Source organism: Streptomyces sp. NPDC093109 (assembly GCF_040701725.1).
Taxonomy (GTDB): Bacteria; Actinomycetota; Actinomycetes; order Streptomycetales; family Streptomycetaceae; genus Streptomyces.
In genome coordinates, this window is sequence record NZ_JBFBEZ010000010.1 from 143,470 (window position 1) to 163,425 (window position 19,956).

Consider the following 19,956-nt stretch of genomic DNA (forward strand, 5'->3'; position numbering starts at 1 on the left):
GCCCGGCGACCGGTTCAGCGCGTCCTGAGGTCCACGATCCGCCGGATCTTCCCCACGGAGCGCTCCAGCGTCTCCGGATCGACCACCTCGACCGCCACCGAGACCCCCACGCCGTCCTTGACCGCCGCCGCGATGGCCACCGCCGCGTCCGCGCGCTGCTCCCGCGTGGCCGCCGGGCGTGCCTCGGCCCGTACCGTCAGCGCGTCCAGCCGCCCCTCGCGGGTCAGCCGGAGCTGGAAGTGCGGGGCCACGCCCGGCGTACGCAGCACGATCTCCTCGATCTGGGTGGGAAAGAGGTTCACCCCGCGCAGGATCACCATGTCGTCCGTCCTGCCGGTGACCTTCTCCATCCGCCGGACGGGCCGCGCGGTGCCCGGCAGCAGCCGGGTCAGGTCCCGGGTCCGGTACCGGATCACCGGCATGGCCTCCTTGGTGAGCGAGGTGAGGACCAGCTCACCGCGCTCACCGTCCGGCAGCACCGCGCCGGTGAGCGGATCGATCACTTCCGGATAGAAGTGGTCCTCCCAGATGTGCAGCCCGTCCTTGGTCTCCACGCACTCCTGGGAGACCCCCGGGCCCATCACCTCCGACAGGCCGTAGATGTCCACCGCGTCGATCCCGGACCGCTCCTCGATCTCCCGCCGCATCTCCTCGGTCCACGGTTCCGCCCCGAGGATCCCGACGCGCAGCGAGGTGGTCCGGGGATCGATGCCCCGGCGCTCGAACTCGTCGAGCAGGGTGAGCAGGTACGAGGGCGTCACCATGATGATCTCGGGGCGGAAGTCCTGGATCAGGGTGACCTGCCGGGCGGTCATGCCCCCGGAGGCGGGGATCACCGTACAGCCGAGCCGCTCGGCCCCGTAGTGCGCGCCCAGACCGCCGGTGAACAGTCCATAGCCGTAGGCCACATGGACCTGCTGTCCGGGGCGTCCGCCGGCCGCGCGGATCGAGCGCGCCATCAGGTCCGCCCAGGTGTCCAGATCCCGCTGGGTGTAGCCGACGACGGTGGGCCGGCCCGTGGTGCCGCTCGACGCGTGGATACGCCGTACCTCGGAGCGGTCCACCGCGAACATCCCGAACGGGTAGTTGTCCCGCAGATCGGCCTTGGTGGTGAACGGGAAGCGCGCCAGATCGGCGAGCGAACGGCAGTCCTCCGGCCGGAGCCCGGCCTTGTCGAAGGCGTCCCGGTAGAAGGCGACGTGCTCGTAGACATGGAGCAGGGTGCGGCGGAGCCGCGTCGTCTGGAGTGCGGCCAGCTCTTCGCCGCCGAGCCGTTCCGCCGCGTCCAACAGAGGTCTCATGGCGTTCTCCCGTGCCGGGGCCGATGCGACAGGGTGATCGACCGATCATTCGGTTGATCGCCCCGGAATCAGTAATCCAGCGGCGGAGCCGGGCGTCAAGACGTACGGCACAGGGGCCGACGTGGCCTGTCCCGGACCGGTGACGGTCGATAGTCTGGCGCGGGACGACGCAGTGGGAGGAGCGGGACATGGCCGAAAGCATCACCACCCGGAAGCCGCACGCGGGCTGGGACAAGCCGGAACTCGATCTGAGCGACGCGCAGTGGCGGTCGGGCAGCCGGGGCGCGGGAGACGTGGAGATCGCCTTCGTGGAGGGCTTCATCGCCATGCGCAACAGCGGGCGGCCCGAGAGGCCGTCGCTGATCTTCAGTCCGGCCGAGTGGCGGGCGTTCGTCATCAACGCGCGGGACGGCGAGTTCGACCTGACCTGACCTGACCTGACCTGACCTGACCTGACCTGACCTGACCCGGCGCGCCGGCCCGGCGGCCCGGCGGTGCGAGCCGCCTGCCGGGTCCCGGGCGCCGGCAGGCTCTCAGGGCCACAGCAGCTCGCGCACCCACCCCTGTTCCGTACGGCGGTAGTGGAGCCGGGTGTGGTTGCGGTCCCGGTCGCCCTGCCAGAACTCGACCGAGTCCGCGCACACGGTGTGGAGCAGCCAGCCCGGCGCCACGAGACCGGGCTCCCGCTCGATCCTGGCCACCGCCTCCGCCACGGCGCCGTCCCGCTCGGCGGGATCCGCCAGCGGCTTGCTCTGCATGCCGAGCAGCGCCTCCGCCCTCGCGGCCGTCGAGCGCGCCAGGAAGTCCGCCGCCGAGCGCTCGGCGGACTCCCGCACCACCGGCCCCCGGATCCGCACCTGCCGGCCGAGCGGCTGCCAGTGGAAGGTCAGCGCGGCATACGGGCGTTCCGCCAGATCCCGCCCCTTGTGACCGGCCTCGGCGGAGGCGAACTGCCAGCCGTCCGCCGTGACGTTCTTGAGGATCAGGATCCGCGCGGACGGCATCCCGTCCGCGCCCGCCGTCGAGACCGTCATGGCGTGCGGCTCCTGCACCCCGGCGGACACCGCGCCCAGCAGCCAGTCGTTGAAGAGCGGGACCGGCTCAGCCGGAGCGCCCGCCGGATCGAACTCCGGCAGCGCGACATCGAAGACGGGCAGTCCGCGGAGCACGTCCCGCAGTGATTCGGTCATGGCGTCACGCCCCTCACGGGACCGTGGACCGGGACCCGCGATCCCACCCACGCCACCCGGCTCATGGTTTCCGGTCAAGCTACCGCGCCCGCCCCGTCCGGCGGGCCCCCGCCCGGCCGGACCGCGGGCCCGTTCCGTACGTAATCAGCCACCGAGACACCGCTCACCGGACCCTCGGTCTCCGGGTACACCCGGCTCCTGAGAAGTGGCGCGAACCCGTACCATGGTGGGATGTCCTTTCTCCGCCGCCGCAGCGCCGCCACACCCGCGGGCCCGGACTTCGATGTCCTGGCCATGGACCCGGGTGACTGGCCCGGCAATCTGGGCGCCGGGCTGCTGCCCGCGCCCGACGGCAGCTGCCAGGGGGTCTTCCTCCGGTACGACCTGTTCGGCGGACGCGGCCCGGCGATGATCATCGGCAATCTGCCGGCGGGCTCCCCGGCCCGTGACCTGGCGGAGGGACAGATCCCGTTCGAGGTGGCGCAGCTGCTGGTTGCGCTGGAGAACGAGGAGCCCGTCGAGGTCGTCGGAGGTGAGGACATGCCGGTGATGCAGGGGGACAATCTGCTGATCGTGCGCCGCCTCAAACTCTCCGAGAGCCGTATCTCCTGCGTGCAGTTCGACCGCAGCGACCAGGTCCTCGTCACCATCGCGAGCTGGGACCGGCCCATCACCGACGACCTCTACGCCCTCCTCAAACCGCTGCCCGCCGAGCTGTTCCAGCAGGGCTGAGAAGCCGCTCGGACCGATTCCGCGGGGCCCGTCGGGCGGGGCCCCGCGCTCCGCCCGGCCCTACTTCCGGTGCGCGCCGCCCGCCGGGAGCACCTCGACGTCGGACGCCTTCACGAAGGCGATCCGGTGACCGAACTGGATCTGGTAGTACGTCTGCGCGCCGCGCACCACCCGGTGGTCCGAGCCGCCGAAGGTCTTCGCGTAGTAGTACGCGCCGGGCCCCCGCCCGCCCACCACATAGCGCTGGCCCGGCAGCAGCGTGTACGGCAGCGGCGTGACGGCCTGCACCGGCACCCCCGCCGGATACGCCGCCTCCTCCGGGTAGGCCCGCCCGTACACCGGCACCTCCGCGAGGCCCGCCCGCGGCGTCAGCACGGGCGCCGCGGCGCGCACCGCAGTCCGCGCGCCGGCCGGATCGTGGAACCACGCCTTCTGCCCGAGGTACCAGATCGCCGTCCACCCGCCCGAACGCCCGGCCACCGCGTACCGCTGACCGGTCGTGGCCCGCGCCCCCGTGTCGTTCACATCCGTCGTGGACTCCCCGCCGCCGGGCCGCAGCCCGATGTCCCGCACCAGCGGCGCGTCCTCGGCGGGCGCGGTGTGCAGCCGTACGGCGGCGGAGCCGTGCGGGGCGCACGCCGGGCCCGCGCCCCCGCACCCGGTGTACGGCGGCTGGTTCGCCGCGTACCGCGGCACGATCGTCACGACGGACGCGCCCCCGCCCGCGCCGGCCGTCTCCCGGAACGGCTTGCCGAGCAGCTCGAAGTAGTGCGCCCAGTCCCAGTAAGGACCGGGGTCGGTGTGCATCCCGGGGACCGTCGCGGCGGTCGGGCCCGGCACCGTGTCGTGCCCCAGGATGTGCTGCCGGTCCAGCGGGACGCCGTACTTCTTCGACAGATACGACACCAGCCGCGCGGACGTGCGGTACATCGCCTCCGTGTACCAGGCGTCCGGCGCGGTCAGGAATCCCTCGTGCTCCAGCCCGACCGACGTGGCGTTGACGTACCAGTTGCCGGCGTGCCAGGCGACGTCCTTCGTACGCACATGCTGGGCGATGAGCCCGTCGGACGAGCGCAGCGTGTAGTGCCACGACACGTACCGCGGGTTCTGGATCAGCCGGAGCGTGGTGTCCCAGGAGCCCTCGGTGTCATGGATGACGATGTAGTCGACCGACTGCGACACCGGCCGGTCGGCCAGATCGTGGTTGCCGTACGAGTCGTCGAACTCCTCGTACGGCGCGGGGAGCCACTGGCACGAGACCGTTCTCGGACACTCCGTGCCCGCCGCGTCCCCCGGCGGCAGCCCCAGCCGCGCGGCCGGCGCCGTGTCCGGAACCAGGCCGGGCACCGCGCGGAGCGTCACCCGCTGCCCGCTGTCGGTGGTGCGCCGCTCGCCGGACCTGATCACCTCGTACACATCGCGCGCGTACACCGTGGCGGTGGTCGCGTCCCGCGCGCCGGAGAACCGCGCGACCGCCCCGAACCAGTCGGCAGGATCGGCGCTCGGCGGCCCGCCAAGCTCCCGCTGCGCCGAGGCCAGCAGCGCGGCGCCGCCCCGGACATTGGCGCCGGGGTTCTGCCGCAGCTCCCGCGCGGAGAGCCCGGTCAGCTCGGCGGCACGCTCCAGCGTGCGGAGCCGGGCGGGGAGCTCGGCGCCGGAGGGCGGCGCGGTCGCGGCCACCGCGCGCATCGGCCGCGACGCGTCGCCGCGCGCGTCCTCCGTACCGTCCGAGTGGTGCGGCGCCTCGGCGAGCGCCGTCCCGGCGTCCGTCAGATGCATCGGCCCGTAACCGCCGCTGACGCTCGGCGCGCCGCTGTGCGTGTCCCAGCGCGACTGGAGGTACGAGACACCGAGCAGCACACTCGGCGGCACCCCGTAGCGTGCGGCGGCCGACGCGAACTCGCGTTGCAGAGCGTCGGGTCCGGGACTCTCCGCGGTGGCGGAGGGCCCCGCCGAGACCAGCGGCAGCAGCAGCGTGGCGGACGCGACGACACCCGCCGCCCGGAACGCGCGGCGACGGGCGGAAGCAGGGCGTGGGGGGACGGTGCCTCGCAAAGCAGCCTCCAGTGACGGGTGGTGCGCGATACCTGCCGGGCCGATGCGCCTCCACAACTACGCGGTACCGGACGCCGCGTCAACCAGGCGCCACAGCACCGAGAGTGAAGGAGTATTCGCACGTCAGCACGGGTGGCGGCAGGGCGCCGCCAGGTGTCGGCGGGTGTCATGGAGCGGTGTTTCGCGACGGCGGTGCCCGGGCCTGCGGCGCGTCAGTGGCGTGGACCGGTGAACGGCCCGCCGGCCCGGTGCCGTCAGCGGGTACCGACCGCGGCCCGCACCGCCCGCCGCGCCATCGCGCAGTCGTCGTGCAGCCGGCGCAGCAGCAGCCGCTGCTCCTCTCCCGTCGACAGCGCGTTCTGCCGCTCCGGTGACGCGGCGGTGGCCGGACCGACCGGCGGTGCCTCCCGCATCGCGCGCTGCACGGCCGTCTCGTACATCCGGATCTCCCGGGTCAGCACGAGCATCAGATTGATCAGGAACGCGTCCCGGTCCGCCGGCCCCTTGGCCGCCGCGAGCTGGCTGATCCGCCGCCGCGCCACCGGGGCGTCCGCCAGCACCGCCCAGAGCGTCGCCAGGTCGTATCCGGGCAGATACCAGCCCGCGTGCTCCCAGTCGACGAGCACCGGACCCGCCGGTGACAGCAGGATGTTGGAGAGCAGCGCGTCGCCGTGGCAGAACTGGCCGAGCCCCTGCCGGGCGCCCGCGAGACCGTGCAGCAGCTTCTGCAGGTCACCCAGGTCCCGGTCGGTGAACAGACCCAGCTCGTGGTAGTGCGTGATCCGTGACGCGTAGTCCAGCGGCCGGTCGAACATGCCGGCCGGCGGGCGCCAGGTGTTGAGCCGGGCGATCGCGCCGAGGGCGGTCCGCACATCGGCGCGGGGCGGCGCCTCCGCCGGATGACGGGTCAGCGCCGCCGCCCTGCCGGGCATCCGCTCGATCACCAGCGCGCAGTTCTCGGGGTCCGCGGCGATGAGCCGGGGCACCCGCACCGGCGGGCGGTGCCGGACGAAGGCGCGGTAGGCAGCTATTTCGTGCCGGAACCTCTCGGTCCACACCGGCGAGTGGTCCAGCAGGCACTTGGCGACGGCGGTGGTGCGGCCGGTCGAGCCGACGAGCAGGACGGACCGGCCGCTGCGACGCAGGACCTGCACCGGATTGAACTCCGGGCAGATCCGGTGCACCGCCGTGATCGCCATCCGCAGCTGCGCGCCCTGGGGGCCGGACAGATCGAGTCTTCCGCTGAGCGGTCCCGCGACCGTCCCCGCCCTGAGCCGGGTCCGCCCCGCGTGGGTCGGGTCGAGGTACGGCCCGCTCCCGGGAGTGACCGTACGCTGCGCCCGGGGCGGGGCCGACACGGAGGACGATGCTGTGTACATGGGCGATACAGATCCCTTCGTGTGCCGATGAGTTACGTGCGCCGACCCGCCCCGGCCGCCGTGAGGCACCCTGGGGAGTACGTCCGGCTGCCGGGCCGGGGTGGCGCGTTCCTACCCGACACCCGGGCGCGGGTGGCACACCAGCTGGCGAACCCTGGCGAACCCTGGCGAATAGTCGCCACGCATCTGACAGAGGGTTACTGTCAACTCAGCCGAGAACCTGGGGGCTTGATGTGAACGGCGAATCCAACACCCGCCTTTCGGACCTGTTCGGCCTGGCCGGCTGGTCCAAGGGCGAACTCGCGAGGCTGGTGAACCGGCAGGCGGCGGCCATGGGCCACCCCCAGCTGGCCACCGACACCTCGCGGGTGCGGCGTTGGATCGACATGGGGGAGACCCCGCGCGATCCGGTGCCGAGAGTGCTGGCGGCCCTGTTCACCGAGCGGCTCGGTCGTGTCGTGACCATCGAGGACCTCGGGTTCGTACGGAACGGACGTTCGGGGAGGCGACGGGCAGCCGGAGACCCGGACAACCCCGACGCCGTCCCCTGGGCGCCCGACCGGACAGCCGCGGTCCTCACCGAATTCACGGGAATGGACCTCATGCTCAACCGCCGCGGCTTGGTGGGCGCGGGTGCCGCGCTCACCGCAGGCTCAGTACTCACCGGTGCCATGCACGACTGGCTGCACTCCGACCCCGCACTCCCGTCCGACTCCGCCCGCCCGTCCGACGCCCTCCACGCGGAATCCGCCGGGTACGACCTCTACGAGGCGGCCCCCATCGGGTCGCAGGAGATCGAGGCCCTGGAGCACTCCGTGGAGGTGTTCCGCGCCTGGGACGCCGCCCGCGGCGGCGGACTCCAGCGCAAGGCGGTCGTCGGTCAGCTCAACGAGGTGGGCGGCATGCTCGCCTACCGTCACCCCGACCATCTCCAGCGCCGCCTGTGGGGCGTCGCCGCCAACCTCGCCGTACTCGCCGGCTGGATGTCCCACGACGTCGGCCTCGAACCCACCGCCCAGAAGTACTTCGTCATCGCCACCCACGCGGCGCGCGAGGGCGGCGACCGCCCCCGCGCCGGCGAGGCTCTCTCCCGGGCCGCCCGCCAGATGATCCATCTGGGCCGTCCCGACGAGGCACTCGATCTGATGAAACTCGCCAAGTCGGGTTCCGGCGAGGAGAATCTGCCGCGCACCCGGGCCATGCTCCGCACGATCGAGGCATGGGCGCAGGCGTCCATGGGCCACGGCCAGGCGATGCGCCGCACCCTGGGGGAGGCGGAGGACCTCTTCGTCTCCGACAAGGGGGACGTCCCGCCGCCCTCGTGGATGCAGATGTTCAACGAGGCGGATCTGCACGGGATGCAGGCCCTGGCCTACCGCACCCTGGCGGAGCGCGAACCGGCCGCGGCGGCCATCGCGCAGGGGCACGCCAGAACGGCGCTGGAGCTGCGCGACGGCGGACTCCAGCAGCGGTCCAAGATCTTCGACTATCTCTCGCTCGCCTCCGCCTGCTTCATCGCGGACGACCCCGAACAGGCGGACCGCTACGCGCGGCTGGCGCTGGTGTCGATGGGGGAGACCTCCTCGCACCGCACCTGGGACCGGCTGCGCGAGATGTACCGGCTCACCGGCCGGTACGCGGAGTACGGGAAGATCGCGGACCTGCGCGAGGAGATCAAGCTGGCGATGCCGAAGAGCCCGGGAAAGAAGCTGGGTAAGGCCGACATCTAGCCGACGGCACCGCTCGACCGACGGCACCGGCCGGCCAACGACACCTGCGGTCAGCCTCAGGCCGCCGTCATCCGTCCGTACGCGTCGTCACGCCGCGTACCCCTCACTCGCCGATCCTGGCGACCATCACACAGGCGTCGTCCGCGCGTTCGGCCCGTCCGGACTCCTCGACGACCAGTGCCGCGCACTCCCGCGCGCTACGGGCCCCGGCGAACCGGGGTGCCAGCGCGAGAAGCCGGTCCCGGGGCCCGTCGGTGTGCAGCACCAGCAGATCCCCGGGCAGCAGCCGTATGTCGGCCTGCTCGTACGCGGCCCCCGGGACCGCCCCGAGCAGCACGCCGTCCGGCGGCGTCAGCGCACGCCCCGTCCCGCCGCGGAAGAGCAGCGGGGCGGGGCATCCCGCCTGCGCCCAGGCGAACATCCCCGACACCGGGTCGTACCGGCCGCAGAGCGCGCTGCCCAGCGCGGGCCGCTCCGAGGTCTCCAGCAGCCGGTTGAGATGGGCGAGCAGCGCGCCCGGCTCGATACCGGCCACGGCCATACCGCGTATGGCACCCAGCAGCATCGCCAGCGAGGAGGCGGCCGCCACCCCCTGTCCGGTCAGCTCCCCGACGGTCAGCAGCGCGTCGCCGCCCGGGAGTTCGAGCGCGTCGCACCAGTCGCCGCCCGACAGCGGGCGCGCCGTGGACGGCAGCCGGCGCGCGGCCAGGTCCAGCGCCGCGGGACCGCTGCGGGACAGCTGCAAGGTGCCGCGCCACGACGGGAGTACGGCTTCCTGCAGCTCCGCCGCGAGCCGGTGCTCGGCCCGGGCCATACGCTCCCCCCGCCGGAACGAGTCGCCGGACTCGCGCACCGCCCGCTCCCCCCGCCGCAGGGCGCTGACATCGCGCAGCACCGCCCACATGGAGGCCGTACAGCCGTCGGTGTCGAGGACGGGCTCCGCGGTCACATGGACCGTACGGAGCTGGCCGTCGGGCCGGACGGTCCGGATCTCGCCGTCGATGGGTCGGCCGTCGATCAGACAGTCCGTCACCATCGAGGTGAGCAGCGCCTGATCGTCGGCGAAGACCAGCGACGGCAGCTCGTCCAGGGTCAGCGGACCCGCCTCGGGCGCCCGGCCCAGGATCTCGTACAGCTCGTCGGACCAGGCGACCTCGTCGGTGAGCAGATTCCACTCGGCGGTGCCGATCCGGCCGGCCGTCGCGTGCGGAGAGCGGGCCGCGGCACCGGCGACGGCGCCGAGCGCGGAAGCGCCCGTGGAACCGTCCGCCGAGCAGTCCGGGCGACCGGCCCGCAGCTGGGTCAAGTGGTCGCCGATGTCGTCCAGTTGGTGGGCCGTCAGATCGCAGAGGGCGCGCTGCCAGCGCCACAGCGCGTCGTTGTCATCGGCCGACGCGTCCCGGCGCTCCGCGGCGGCGTCGTCCACGTACCCGCGCAGCCGGCGGGTGAGGTCGATGAGCGCTTCGACCGTCCCCCGCTCGGCGGGCTGCGGGGCGGGGCGGTCCGCGAACAGGGGGGACGGCATCTCGTACTCCGATACGGGCGCGGCACTGCCTGGTCACTGCCTGAGATGAAGGTGGGCCGTTACGACTGTGGCACAGGCGTCCCGAACCCGACAGGCGTTTGGCAACACTCGATCCGGTGGTGCTTCTGGCATATGCCGCAGGCGGACGAGGGCTCTCGGCTACGGTGTCGGGCCCTGTGGCAGGCCCCCGGCCCGCACCGGACCGGTGCGGGCATATGCTCGCGCCCTATGTGACCGGCGTCCTGTGCAGTGTCACCACCAGCCGCCAGACCCGCGTCGCCACGGACTCCGGGGTGTCCTCGATCAGTCCGTGCAGCCAGTCCGCCAGCACCCCGGTGAAGGTGGCGGCCACCGCCGAGGCGATCAGCTCGGGCTCGGGCGCCCCGGCGAGCGCGCGCTCGGTGCGGCTGCGCTCCCGCAGCTCCCGGTGGAGCAACTCGCCCAGCGGGCCGCCGCCGCCCGGCCGCAGCAGCGTCCGGTAGAGCGCGGCGTGCGGGGAGAGTCCGGCGAAGAACTCCGGGAGCGCGGGCGGCGGGACACGCGGATCGGGGGCGCCGCGCCAGGCGTGCAGGGAGTCCACCGCGTTCCGGACGATCTCGGCGCACGCGTCCACGGCCAGCGCCTGGAGATCCGGGTAGTGCAGATAGAACGTGGCCCGGCCCAGGCCGGCCCGGCGCGCCAGCGCCGCCACGCCGACCTCGTCGAACGGCCGGTCGGCGCACTCGGCGAGCAGCGCCGCGCGCAGCCGCTCGCGCGTCCGTGCCGTACGGGGATCACCGGCCGGAGCCGCGGCCGGAGTCGCGGTCGGCCTCTTGCCCGGTGTGCCGCCCGTCATGCCGCCGCCAGTACGGCCGCCAGGGCGAGCGCGCCCGGCAGCGCCTGGGCGAGGAGGATGCGCCGGTTCGCGGTGAGGCCGCCGTACACGCCGGCGACGGTCACACAGCCCAGGAAGAAGATCTGGACGCGGTGTCCGGTGGGGTCGGCGGCGATCAGCCCCCAGATCAGACCGGCGGCCAGAAAGCCGTTGTAGAGGCCCTGGTTGGCGGCGAGGGCGCGGGTTCTGCGCGCCATGTCGGCGTCGAAGCCCGAGAGTCCGCGTCCGGGTCCGCGCTCCCACAGGAACATCTCCAGCACCAGGATGTACGCGTGGAGCGCGGCCACCAGGCCGACCAGGATGTTGGCTGCTGTCTGCACGGTGAGGCTCCCGGGGTTGGCGCGGAACGCGACTGGACATGTGTCCATGAAGTATAGACACATGTCCAGGAAGTGCCGCGCCGGTGCCGCTACCAGATGGCCGAGACCCACTCGGGGTGGTCGATGAACGGGTTCCGGTTGCCCTGGTACTGGTCGTAGATGACGTCGTTGCGGCGCTTTTCGAAGGTGTCCGGCGGGTCCTGCGCGCTCCATGCCTTCAGTACCGACAGCTTCCCCATCGCGGGGCTGGAGCCGTTGTTGACCTTCTCGTTCGGTTCGAGGTCGGGCCAGCCGTCCTCGCCCTCGTACCGGACGGCCATGTAGAGGATCATCCGGGCGACATCGCCCTTCACCGCGTTGCGCGGCTCGAAGGAGTCGGAGTCGGTGTAGTTGCCGGCGGCGCCGGAGACCGCGCTGCCGCCGTTGTCGAAGTCCTTGTTCCCGCGGATCCCGTTGACGGTCACGTCCTCGGGGCGCAGGTGGTGCAGGTCGGTGCCCGGTCCGGTGGCGGTGCCGAAGCCGCCGTGGGACTGGGCCCAGACGTGCTCGCGGTTCCACTGGCCGGTGTTGCCGCCGTTGCTCGACTTGGACTGGGAGCGCCCGGTGTACAGCAGGATCACGTTGGAGCTGTTCGCGGGGTCCTGGTCGGTGACCTTCAGCGCGTCCCAGACCGCCGCGTAGGAGATCTTCGTCTGGTTCTTGATGATCGTGTGCAGGGCGGACTTGAGGGTGGTGCCGGTCTTGCCGATCGCGGTCGTGTAGTACGTGTCGTCAAGTGCCGCTATGGCCGCGGTGGTTGTCGCGGACGCCGTGGAGGCGGTGGAGGCCGCGGGCTGTGACGGTGTGCCGGCCGACGACGCGGTGGCGGTGGTGACGGTCGCGGCGAGCATCGTGGTGGCGGCGCCGAGTGCCAGCAGTGCGCGTCTGAGGGGATGTTGGCGACGAAGCATGGGGGGAGGAGTCCTCTCCGGGAGACCGTGCACGGCCGTGGGGTGGGGCGGTGCTGCGGTGGTCACGAGGAAACGGTTCAGCGGGAGCCTCCCACAGGGGGCCGACCCTGATGTGAACGTGCCGTAATAGTCATGTGCAAGTCAAGTTAACGCGCGTAGACAGTGCATTGGTCCATACCAACTCTTGACGGAGTCTCAAGTCCCGTCTTGAATCGGGTACGCGGCCGGACGCCCGCGATTCGTATGCCGCCCAATGTCATGCTCATGACCCCACCATGAAGCGAAGTGATGCCCCGTGCGTATCTCCCCGTTGCGGCGAATGGCGCTGCACGTGCTGGCACTTGTGTGCTGTACGGGGGTGCTCACCGCCGTCCCCGCCGCGGCGGCGGCACCGCCCGAGCCCCGTCGGGCCGCCACCGCCGCCGCGGCGGCGGTGACCTTCTCCGACGACTTCAACGGCCCGGCCGGCTCCGCCGTCGACGGCTCGAAGTGGCAGATCGAGACCGGCGACAACGTCAGCAACCACGAACGGCAGTACTACACGGCCGGCAACAACAACGCGGCACTCGACGGTCAGGGCAATCTGGTCATCACCGCGCGCAGGGAGAACCCCGCCAACTACGCCTGCTGGTACGGCCGGTGCGAGTACACCTCGTCCCGGCTCAACACCGCGGGCCGGTTCACCTCGACGTACGGACATGTCGAGGCCCGGATGAAGGTCCCGCGCGGCCGGGGCATGTGGCCCGCGTTCTGGATGCTCGGCGCGGACATCGGCAGCGTCGGCTGGCCCAACAGCGGCGAGATCGACGTCATGGAGAACGTCGGACATGAACCCGGCACCGTCCACGGCACCCTGCACGGCCCCGGCTACTCCGGCGGCGGCGGCATCGGCGCCGCCTACACCCTGCCCGGCGGCCAGGCGTTCGCCGACGCCTTCCACACCTTCGCGGTCGACTGGACCCCCGGCGCCATCACCTGGTCGGTCGACGGAACGGTGTACCAGCGACGCACCCCGGCCGATCTCGGGGGCCGCGCCTGGGTGTTCGACAAGCCGTTCTTCCTCATCCTGAACCTCGCGGTCGGCGGCGACTGGCCCGGCGACCCCGACGGCGCCACCACGTTCCCGCAGCAGCTCGTCGTGGACTACGTCCGGGTCACCGCCGGGGACAGCGGATCCGGCGGTCCCACCGGTCCCATCACCGGCATCGGCGGCAAGTGCGTCGACGTGGCGGGCGCCAACGCGGCGAACGGTACGGCCGTACAGCTCTACGACTGCAACGGCACCGTCGCGCAGCAGTGGACCCTCGCCGCCGACGGCTCGATCCGCGCGCTCGGCAAGTGCCTGGACGTCAAGGACAACAGCACGGCCGACGGCGCGCAGCTCCAGCTGTGGGACTGCTCGGGAGCGGGCAACCAGCGCTGGGGCGTCTCCGACGCCAGGGACGTGGTGAATGTGCAGGCCGACAAGTGCATGGACGCGACGGGCAACAGCTCGGCCAACGAGACCAGACTCCAGATCTGGACCTGCGCGGGCACCGCGAACCAGAAATGGAACGTGACCCGCTGACGACCGACGACCGACGACCGACGGCCGACGACTGACGGCCGACGACTGACGACGACGGCCCGGCCCGGTCCCTGACGGCTCCTTCCTGCGGCCGTCAGGGGCCAGGGACCGGCTCCACCTCCAGGAAGCGACGGTTGCGCGGCCCCCGGTAGAGCAGGGCCTCCCAGCCGAGGGGCGCCAGCGCGGCGGCGCACTCGGTGAGCGCGCGCTCCGCCCGCAGGTCGGCCCCGTCGCCGCGCGGGCCGAGCCACTCCACCCGTACGGTCCCGGGCGGCTCCCCGGGTGTCACCCGGTAGCCCGTGGCGATCCGCTCCCCGGCGCCGTCCACCGCGGAGGCCGCCAGCCCGGCGGCCTCCAGCGCGAGCGCGACGGCCCGCACCGGGCTCCGGCGCTCCCACGCGGCGGGGACGGAGACCGGATCGCCGCTCCCGGTGTGCGTCAGCCGGCGGATCTGGAGCAGGCCCTCGAACGCGGTCCCGACCTCGGCTCCCCGCCCGCCCCGGTCCAGCCGCGGACCGTCGCCGGTGGCCGCCTCGAAGCCGCCGGCCGACCCCGCCGTTTCCGGCTGCCGCGTCACGTCCGCCTCCCCTCCGCCCCCGTACACAGGAGAGACCCCGACCGGACGGGGGGACGCCGGTCGGGGTCGATCTGGGAAGGGTGTGGATGGCGGTCGCCTCGCGGCGATGGGCTCCATGGGGCTTCAGCCGAACGATCTTCCCCACGGGCAATTCTTATTCGGGGCCCGGGGACTCAGTTCCATCCACACCCTCACTCAGTCCAACGGAGGGCCGCCGCCGAATGTTCCCGGCAGTTCAGGACGGGAATTCGTCGTCGGGGACATCGCTGGTCGTGGCGTTGCCGCCGAGGGACTTGGCCAGCGAGTACTTCAGCACGGTGTACTGCGTACCGCCCGTCACCGCCACGGTCCGGAAGTGCGCGCGGTCATCGAACTTCTGGAAGCCGCAGTCGCGCGTGAAGGACCGCTCGGCGGAGTCCCAGTCCACGCCCGAGGCGAAGAACACGGTGTAGTAGCCGTCCTCGACCCCGCGGACCGTCGCCTCCCTGCCCTTGCGGATGTAGAGCGTGAAGGCGGTCCGCCCGCTCCGGGTCAGCGCGACCACCGCGTCGGAGTCCGTGCCGTTGTCGATGGTCAGCCGGCCGAGACCGGTCCGGCTGCCGTCCTTCACCAGGGAGCCGTTCTCCAGCCTGCGGCTGCGCGGCTTCTCGGTACGGGGCAGTGTGAGGCGGACGGGGTAGCCCAGCCGGGTGAGCGACCGGTCGGCGTTCCGCACGCTTCGCGGACCGGTGGCCGTGCCCAGTGCGACACGGGGAGAGGCGGCGCACCGGCCGGAGGCGCTCCCCGCCTGGTCGAGGCTCTTGTCGAGATCCTGGAGGGCCAGGATGAGCTGTGTGTTTCCGTCGGCGGCGTCGTCCGGTGTCGGGGCGATCGTCAGCGCGTCGGCGGCGGTGATGGCCGCGGCGGCGGCCTCGCGGAGTGCCCTGGTCAGCGCCTTGCCACCGCTCGCCCGGTCCACCGCGCGCAGCGCCTTGTCGAGGGGGCCGAGCGCGGTGTCCAGCGTCTCGCGGTACGCGGCGGGTTCGACGCTGGGGGTCGGGCTCGGAGTCGGGCTCGGTACGGTCGTGACGGCGGGTTTCCCGTCGCCCGTACCGCTGCTGCCGTTGTCACCGCTGTCGCAGGCCGCCAGGGAGAGCGAGAGGGCCAGCGCCGCGCCCACCACCGCCGTTCTCCTGCCCCGCCCCGGAAAACGCGCGTGTCCAGCGCTCATTCTGTTGCCCCCCGCCCCCGACCGACCGCGTTATCGGCCGGAATGTAACAGGTTTCTCCGCTGTAAGAAGCCTGTCAAGATGCCGGCGAGTGCCGGTGAGCAACCCTTCGGTTCCGCTCTGCTGGCGGTGGCGGGGGAGCCGCCGTACGGTGAAAAAAGGGGGCGGCTGATCAAGGAGACCGATGCGGTCGGACGGGCGGCGGCGTTATGGCGAACGGTGATACGGGGTTCGGCCCCATCTGCGCCCATCTCGCGGACGTCGAGCCGGTCACCCCCGACAGCCCCGACAGCTGTTTGGAGTGCGTCGCCGCCGGGGATACCTGGGTGCATCTGCGCGAGTGCCAGACCTGCGGCCACATCGGCTGCTGCGACTCCTCCAAGAACAAGCACGCGACCGCGCACCACCGGGCCACCGGGCACCCGCTCATCCGTTCGTACGAGCCCGGCGAGGGCTGGTGGTGGTGCTACGAGGACGAGATCGTCTTCGAGGTCGAGGGAATTCCCCCCGAACGAGTGGCGTGAGCGGCACTTCCGGGATCACCGGCGGGGCTCAACTCTCACCCTGGACCTGAGGGTGAGAGTTGAGCCCCGGCGGCCTTCGGTGCGCTCCGCTCAGGCGGTCGTCACGGTGAACAGGGCGCCGTCCGGATCACGCAGCGTCGCCTCGGACGCGCTCGGCGCGTCGGTCGTGTCCGACGGGGGGACCAGCCCGCCCCCGCCCTTCAGCGCGGCGGCGACGGATCCCGCCACCTCCGGCACCCGGAAGTAGACATGCCAACGCGGCCGGAGCCCCGGATCGGCCGTGGCCTGTACGGCGCCGTCGCGGATCCTGGCGACGACCTGCTCGTCCTGGCGCAGCACCGCGTGGCCGTCCTCGCGCGCCAGCGTGAGACCGTCCTCCTCCGGTGTCCCCGCCCCGGTCCCGGCCTCGGTGGACCAGCCCAGGACCTGTCCGTAGAAGCGGGCCGCGTCATCGGTGTCCCGGGTCCGCAGCTCCAGCCAGGCAGGCGCGCTGCCGCGCCCCACGGTCCAGTCGGACCGCACCGCGCCCTCCCAGATACCGAACGCGGCGCCGTCGGGGTCCATGGCCAGGGCCGCCCGGCCGGAGTGGAAGGCCAGCGGCCCCACCGCCACGGTCGCGCCGCGCTCCCTGATCCGCGCCGCGGCCACATCCACATCGGGCACCGCGAAGTACGGCGTCCACGCGACGGCGACCTGGAGGGAGGCGGCCAGCGCGCCGATCCCGGCGACCGGCAGCCCGCCGGAGAGCGCCACACAGAAGTCGTCGCCCAGCCCGGCGGGCCGGTAGGACCAGCCCAGCACATCTCCGTAGAAGCCCTGGGCCGCGGGCAGTTCACGCGAGAGGAGTGTCACCCAGCATGGAGCTCCCGCCACCGACCGCGAATCTCTTTTGTCCCGCTCCACACCGCTCACTCCACCCTCGTCCGACACGTCTTCCCCGGTACGTATTACCGCTGTTCGGGGTACATACTCCGGTGAACCGCGATCTTCTTCGGGCGGTGTGCGGGGTCAGCGCAGCAGGAGTTGGAGCCCGCCGAGGACGGTCGCCCCGATCACGAGCCGCTCGAAGAGCCGCTGGTTGATGCGGTTCACCAGCACCTTGCCGAGGAGCGCTCCGGGTATGACGAAGAGCACCAGCGCCGCGTCCAGCAGCAGCGAAGGGCCGTCGATCAGCCCGAGGCCCACGCTGAACGGCAGCTTGGTGGTGTTGACGATCAGGAAGAACCACGCGGAGGTGCCCAGGAAGCCGAGCTTCCTGAAGCCCGCCGAGAGCAGATAGAGCGACATGACGGGCCCGCCCGCGTTGGCGACCATCGTCGTGAACCCGCCGAGCACCCCGTACGACCGCGCCTTGAGCCGCCCCGTACGCGTCCCGGAGTCCCCGGAGTCCGCGCCCGCCGCCGGACCGGAGTCCGCGTCCGTCGTTCCGGCGGAGTCCGCGTCCGCGGCCTCGGCGGCCCGCTCCGCCAGGCGCGCGGCGCGCCGCCGCCACACCGTGACCCCGGCCATCAGCAGCAGGATCGCGCCGATCGAGGTGCGTACCGCCGCGTCGTCGGCCCAGACCAGGAACACCGTGCCCGCCACGACCCCCGCGGCGACCGCCGGGAACAGCCGCCACAGCGTCGGCCAGTGCGCGTGCCGCCGGTAGGTGAGCACGGCGAACACATCGCCCGCGATCAGGATCGGCAGCAGCACCCCCGTCGACTCGCGCGCGGGCAGCACGGCGGCGAACACGGCCAGACTGACCGTGTTCGCGCCGCTGACCGCGGTCTTCGAGAAACCGACGAGTGTCGCGGCCGCGGCGAGCGCGACGAATCCCCACCATGTGATGTCCATGCGACGGCCGATGCTATGCCGTCCCCCGCGCGCCCCCGGACGAGGGGTCGACCCGCGGAAAACCGGAGGACAGCGGCCGGCGCGATCCGTAGTCTCCTGCCTGCCGCGCGACCATCGCGCCGGGTCAGGCCCGCCGACCGGCCGGATCCATGAGTTCACCGTGGGGAGAGACACATGCGGGCCGTGGGCCGACCGATCGCCGAGACGCTGTCCGGATACGGGGCACGGGACGCGGCCGAGGCCGCCGACGTCGACCGGATCCGCGCGCTCGTGGCGGGCGCCGAAGACCCCTGGCTGCGTTCGATCCCCCTGCATGTGACGGCCTCCGCCCTGGTCGTGCACCCCGGCACCGGACGCGTGCTGATGCGCTACCACCCGGGGCTGCGCTCCTGGATCCAGGTCGGCGGCCACGGCGACCCGGGCGAGACCGCCCCCCTCGGCGTGGCGCTCCGGGAGGCCCGCGAGGAGACCGGACTCGTCGACCTCGTCCCGTATCCGGACCCCTCGGCCGCCACCGTCCTCCAGGCGGTGGTCGTCCCGGTCCCCGCCGGCGGTGGCGAACCCGCGCACGAGCACGCCGATCTCCGCTATGTCCTGGCCACCGCGGAACCCGACCGGGCACGGCCCGAGAAGCCCGAGGCCCCGCTGCGCTGGATGACCCCGGCCGAGGCCCGCCGCGCCACCACGGAAGCCAATGTCCGCGAGGCGCTCCACCGGGTGGAGGCGCTCCTCACGGCGGCGGGCTGACGGCGGACGTCCCCGGGGCCGGTCCGGATAGGAAGCGCCGCGGTGGGCATGGTCACCACGTCCCGACGTGATCACCACGCCCCGATCCGGCCAAGGAGAACCCCGTGACCCACCCGCCCGGGCAGCCCGAGACCTCCGCCGGCGACGCCCCGGCCACACCCCGGGCCGTACGGAACTGGGCGGGCAACGTCACCTTCCGCGCGGCCCGCTTCCACACCCCCGCCTCCGTGGCGGAGCTGCGGAAGACCGTCGCCGGGAGCCGCGCGGTGCGGGTGCTCGGCAGCGGACACTCCTTCAGCACGATCGCCGACACCGACGGCGATCTCGTCTCGGTGGCCGGACTGCCCCCGGTCGTGGAGATCGACGCCGGGGCCGCCACGGTCACGGTCGGTGCGGGCCTGAGATTCGCCGAGTTCACCGGAGCCGTACACCGGGCCGGGCTGGCCCTGCACAACCTCGGCTCGCTGCCGCACATCTCCGTCGCCGGCGCCTGCGCCACCGGAACCCACGGCTCGGGGACCGGCAACGGCACCCTCGCCTCGGCGGTCCGCGCGCTGGAGCTGATCACCGCCGACGGGGAACCGCTCGTCCTCGCCCGCGGCGACGCCGACTTCGGCGGGGCCGTGGTCTCGCTCGGCGCGCTGGGCGTCGTCACCCGGATGACCCTCGATCTCGTCCCCGCCTACGACATCGCCCAGTGGGTGTACGAGGACCTGCCCTACGCACGGCTGCGGGAGCACTTCGACGCCATCCTCTCCGCCGCCTACAGCGTGAGCCTCTTCACCGGCTGGCGCGACGACCGGATGGAGCAGGTCTGGCTCAAGCAGCGCACCGGCGACCCAGGACCGACGCCCGCGCCGCCCGCCGACTGGTTCGGCGCCACGCCCGCGGCCGGCCCCCGCCACCCCGTACCCGGTATGGACCCGGCCCACTGCACCCGGCAGGCGGGGGTGCCGGGACCGTGGCACGCGCGGCTGCCGCACTTCCGGGCCGAGTCCGCCCCCAGCAGCGGCGACGAGCTGCAGAGCGAGTACTTCGTCGCCCGGCGGGACGGTGCCGCGGCCTTCGACGCGCTGGCCCGGATCAGGGACCGGATCGCGCCGGTGCTCCGGATCGGGGAGATACGCACCGTCGCCGCCGACGACCAGTGGCTCAGCCCCGCGTACGGCCGCGACTCGGTGGCGTTCCACTTCACCTGGCTCCCGGTCACCGCGGCGGTGACCCCGGTCCTCGACGCCATCGAGGAGGCACTGGCACCGTTCGCCGTCCGCCCGCACTGGGGAAAACTGTTCACCATGGGGCCCGAGCGCCTCGCCCAACTCTACGAGCGCTACGACGACTTCGGGGCACTCGCGGTGCGGCTCGATCCGCGCGGCGTGTTCCGCAACGACTGGCTGCGGCGCCAGTTCCCGCAATATGGCGGGATCTGAACCCGAAGCTC

Annotated in this window: 19 protein-coding genes; 7 read left to right on the top strand and 12 right to left on the bottom strand. The window is 72.6% G+C overall.

Annotation, left to right across the window (positions count from 1 at the left end):
• Positions 1 to 14: 14 nt before the first annotated feature.
• On the bottom strand, positions 15 to 1,301 hold the full coding sequence (gene paaK / locus AB0389_RS12865) for a phenylacetate--CoA ligase PaaK (RefSeq protein WP_366395396.1): 1,287 nt from the start codon (positions 1,299 to 1,301) through the stop codon (positions 15 to 17).
• A gap of 188 nt (positions 1,302 to 1,489) precedes the next feature.
• Between paaK and AB0389_RS12870 the strand changes: the two genes are divergently transcribed.
• Positions 1,490 to 1,732 (top strand): DUF397 domain-containing protein, encoded by a 243-nt coding sequence (locus AB0389_RS12870; protein ID WP_366395397.1) that lies wholly within the window; start codon positions 1,490 to 1,492, stop codon positions 1,730 to 1,732.
• Between the two features lie 102 nt (positions 1,733 to 1,834).
• On the opposite strand, the gene AB0389_RS12875 is transcribed toward AB0389_RS12870, so the two are convergent.
• The gene (locus AB0389_RS12875; protein WP_366395398.1) at positions 1,835 to 2,491 is read right to left on the bottom strand and encodes a pyridoxal 5'-phosphate synthase; all 657 of its coding nucleotides are present in this window, start codon (positions 2,489 to 2,491) and stop codon (positions 1,835 to 1,837) included.
• A 231-nt stretch (positions 2,492 to 2,722) separates the two neighbouring features.
• Between AB0389_RS12875 and AB0389_RS12880 the strand changes: the two genes are divergently transcribed.
• Positions 2,723 to 3,223 (top strand): hypothetical protein, encoded by a 501-nt coding sequence (locus AB0389_RS12880; RefSeq protein WP_366395399.1) that lies wholly within the window; start codon positions 2,723 to 2,725, stop codon positions 3,221 to 3,223.
• 60 nt (positions 3,224 to 3,283) lie between these two features.
• Here AB0389_RS12880 and AB0389_RS12885 read toward each other — a convergent pair whose 3' ends face one another.
• Both AB0389_RS12885 and AB0389_RS12890 read right to left on the bottom strand, forming a co-directional pair.
• Entirely contained in the window at positions 3,284 to 5,278 is a 1,995-nt protein-coding gene (locus AB0389_RS12885; protein ID WP_366395400.1) for an N-acetylmuramoyl-L-alanine amidase, read from the bottom strand.
• 254 nt (positions 5,279 to 5,532) lie between these two features.
• Positions 5,533 to 6,657 carry an aminoglycoside phosphotransferase family protein gene (locus AB0389_RS12890; protein ID WP_366395401.1) on the bottom strand — a complete coding sequence of 375 codons (1,125 nt, stop codon included), beginning with the start codon at positions 6,655 to 6,657 and terminating at the stop codon, positions 5,533 to 5,535.
• 233 nt (positions 6,658 to 6,890) lie between these two features.
• Here AB0389_RS12890 and AB0389_RS12895 point away from each other — a divergent pair, with 233 nt between their 5' ends.
• Complete coding sequence (locus AB0389_RS12895; RefSeq protein ID WP_366395402.1) at positions 6,891 to 8,387, top strand: hypothetical protein; 1,497 nt, start codon at positions 6,891 to 6,893, stop codon at positions 8,385 to 8,387.
• A 103-nt stretch (positions 8,388 to 8,490) separates the two neighbouring features.
• Here AB0389_RS12895 and AB0389_RS12900 read toward each other — a convergent pair whose 3' ends face one another.
• The 4 genes from AB0389_RS12900 to AB0389_RS12915 form a co-directional block, all read right to left on the bottom strand.
• A complete protein-coding gene (locus AB0389_RS12900; protein ID WP_366395403.1) occupies positions 8,491 to 9,912 on the bottom strand; it encodes a SpoIIE family protein phosphatase in 1,422 nt (473 codons plus the stop codon).
• 226 nt (positions 9,913 to 10,138) lie between these two features.
• A complete protein-coding gene (locus AB0389_RS12905; protein ID WP_366395404.1) occupies positions 10,139 to 10,747 on the bottom strand; it encodes a TetR/AcrR family transcriptional regulator in 609 nt (202 codons plus the stop codon).
• Positions 10,744 to 11,106, bottom strand: coding sequence for a DUF1304 domain-containing protein (locus tag AB0389_RS12910; RefSeq protein ID WP_366395405.1), 363 nt, complete (start codon positions 11,104 to 11,106; stop codon positions 10,744 to 10,746). The genes AB0389_RS12905 and AB0389_RS12910 overlap by 4 nt, the downstream gene beginning before the upstream one ends.
• Positions 11,107 to 11,195: 89 nt before the next feature.
• Positions 11,196 to 12,056, bottom strand: a complete 861-nt coding sequence (locus tag AB0389_RS12915; protein WP_366395406.1) for an endonuclease — start codon at positions 12,054 to 12,056, stop codon at positions 11,196 to 11,198.
• A 331-nt stretch (positions 12,057 to 12,387) separates the two neighbouring features.
• Here AB0389_RS12915 and AB0389_RS12920 point away from each other — a divergent pair, with 331 nt between their 5' ends.
• Positions 12,388 to 13,623, top strand: coding sequence for a family 16 glycosylhydrolase (locus tag AB0389_RS12920; RefSeq protein ID WP_366395407.1), 1,236 nt, complete (start codon positions 12,388 to 12,390; stop codon positions 13,621 to 13,623).
• A 94-nt stretch (positions 13,624 to 13,717) separates the two neighbouring features.
• On the opposite strand, the gene AB0389_RS12925 is transcribed toward AB0389_RS12920, so the two are convergent.
• Together AB0389_RS12925 and AB0389_RS12930 are read right to left on the bottom strand one after the other, a co-directional pair.
• The gene (locus AB0389_RS12925) at positions 13,718 to 14,200 is read right to left on the bottom strand and encodes a hypothetical protein (protein WP_366395408.1); all 483 of its coding nucleotides are present in this window, start codon (positions 14,198 to 14,200) and stop codon (positions 13,718 to 13,720) included.
• A gap of 235 nt (positions 14,201 to 14,435) precedes the next feature.
• On the bottom strand, positions 14,436 to 15,359 hold the full coding sequence (locus AB0389_RS12930; protein ID WP_366395409.1) for a hypothetical protein: 924 nt from the start codon (positions 15,357 to 15,359) through the stop codon (positions 14,436 to 14,438).
• 258 nt (positions 15,360 to 15,617) lie between these two features.
• Here AB0389_RS12930 and AB0389_RS12935 point away from each other — a divergent pair, with 258 nt between their 5' ends.
• Positions 15,618 to 15,932, top strand: coding sequence for a UBP-type zinc finger domain-containing protein (locus AB0389_RS12935; RefSeq protein WP_366395410.1), 315 nt, complete (start codon positions 15,618 to 15,620; stop codon positions 15,930 to 15,932).
• A gap of 90 nt (positions 15,933 to 16,022) precedes the next feature.
• Here AB0389_RS12935 and AB0389_RS12940 read toward each other — a convergent pair whose 3' ends face one another.
• On the bottom strand, positions 16,023 to 16,784 hold the full coding sequence (locus AB0389_RS12940) for a VOC family protein (protein ID WP_366395411.1): 762 nt from the start codon (positions 16,782 to 16,784) through the stop codon (positions 16,023 to 16,025).
• A 156-nt stretch (positions 16,785 to 16,940) separates the two neighbouring features.
• The gene (locus tag AB0389_RS12945; RefSeq protein ID WP_366395412.1) at positions 16,941 to 17,768 is read right to left on the bottom strand and encodes a sulfite exporter TauE/SafE family protein; all 828 of its coding nucleotides are present in this window, start codon (positions 17,766 to 17,768) and stop codon (positions 16,941 to 16,943) included.
• A gap of 174 nt (positions 17,769 to 17,942) precedes the next feature.
• On the opposite strand from AB0389_RS12945, the gene AB0389_RS12950 reads away from it, so the two are divergent.
• Positions 17,943 to 18,515: an NUDIX domain-containing protein gene (locus tag AB0389_RS12950; protein ID WP_366395413.1), complete on the top strand. Its 573-nt coding sequence runs from the start codon at positions 17,943 to 17,945 to the stop codon at positions 18,513 to 18,515.
• Between the two features lie 104 nt (positions 18,516 to 18,619).
• Positions 18,620 to 19,945, top strand: a complete 1,326-nt coding sequence (locus tag AB0389_RS12955) for a D-arabinono-1,4-lactone oxidase (RefSeq protein ID WP_366395414.1) — start codon at positions 18,620 to 18,622, stop codon at positions 19,943 to 19,945.
• Positions 19,946 to 19,956: the final 11 nt, after the last annotated feature.

Coding starts and splice junctions, on each gene's coding strand:
- AB0389_RS12915 (WP_366395406.1), bottom strand. CDS start 12,056: ATGCTTCGTCGCCAACATCCCCTCAGACGCGCACTGCTGGCACTCGGC.
- AB0389_RS12950 (WP_366395413.1), top strand. CDS start 17,943: ATGCGGGCCGTGGGCCGACCGATCGCCGAGACGCTGTCCGGATACGGG.
- AB0389_RS12880 (WP_366395399.1), top strand. CDS start 2,723: ATGTCCTTTCTCCGCCGCCGCAGCGCCGCCACACCCGCGGGCCCGGAC.
- AB0389_RS12875 (WP_366395398.1), bottom strand. CDS start 2,491: ATGACCGAATCACTGCGGGACGTGCTCCGCGGACTGCCCGTCTTCGAT.
- AB0389_RS12905 (WP_366395404.1), bottom strand. CDS start 10,747: ATGACGGGCGGCACACCGGGCAAGAGGCCGACCGCGACTCCGGCCGCG.
- AB0389_RS12870 (WP_366395397.1), top strand. CDS start 1,490: ATGGCCGAAAGCATCACCACCCGGAAGCCGCACGCGGGCTGGGACAAG.
- AB0389_RS12945 (WP_366395412.1), bottom strand. CDS start 17,768: ATGGACATCACATGGTGGGGATTCGTCGCGCTCGCCGCGGCCGCGACA.
- AB0389_RS12935 (WP_366395410.1), top strand. CDS start 15,618: ATGGCGAACGGTGATACGGGGTTCGGCCCCATCTGCGCCCATCTCGCG.
- AB0389_RS12890 (WP_366395401.1), bottom strand. CDS start 6,657: ATGTACACAGCATCGTCCTCCGTGTCGGCCCCGCCCCGGGCGCAGCGT.
- AB0389_RS12900 (WP_366395403.1), bottom strand. CDS start 9,912: ATGCCGTCCCCCCTGTTCGCGGACCGCCCCGCCCCGCAGCCCGCCGAG.
- paaK (WP_366395396.1), bottom strand. CDS start 1,301: ATGAGACCTCTGTTGGACGCGGCGGAACGGCTCGGCGGCGAAGAGCTG.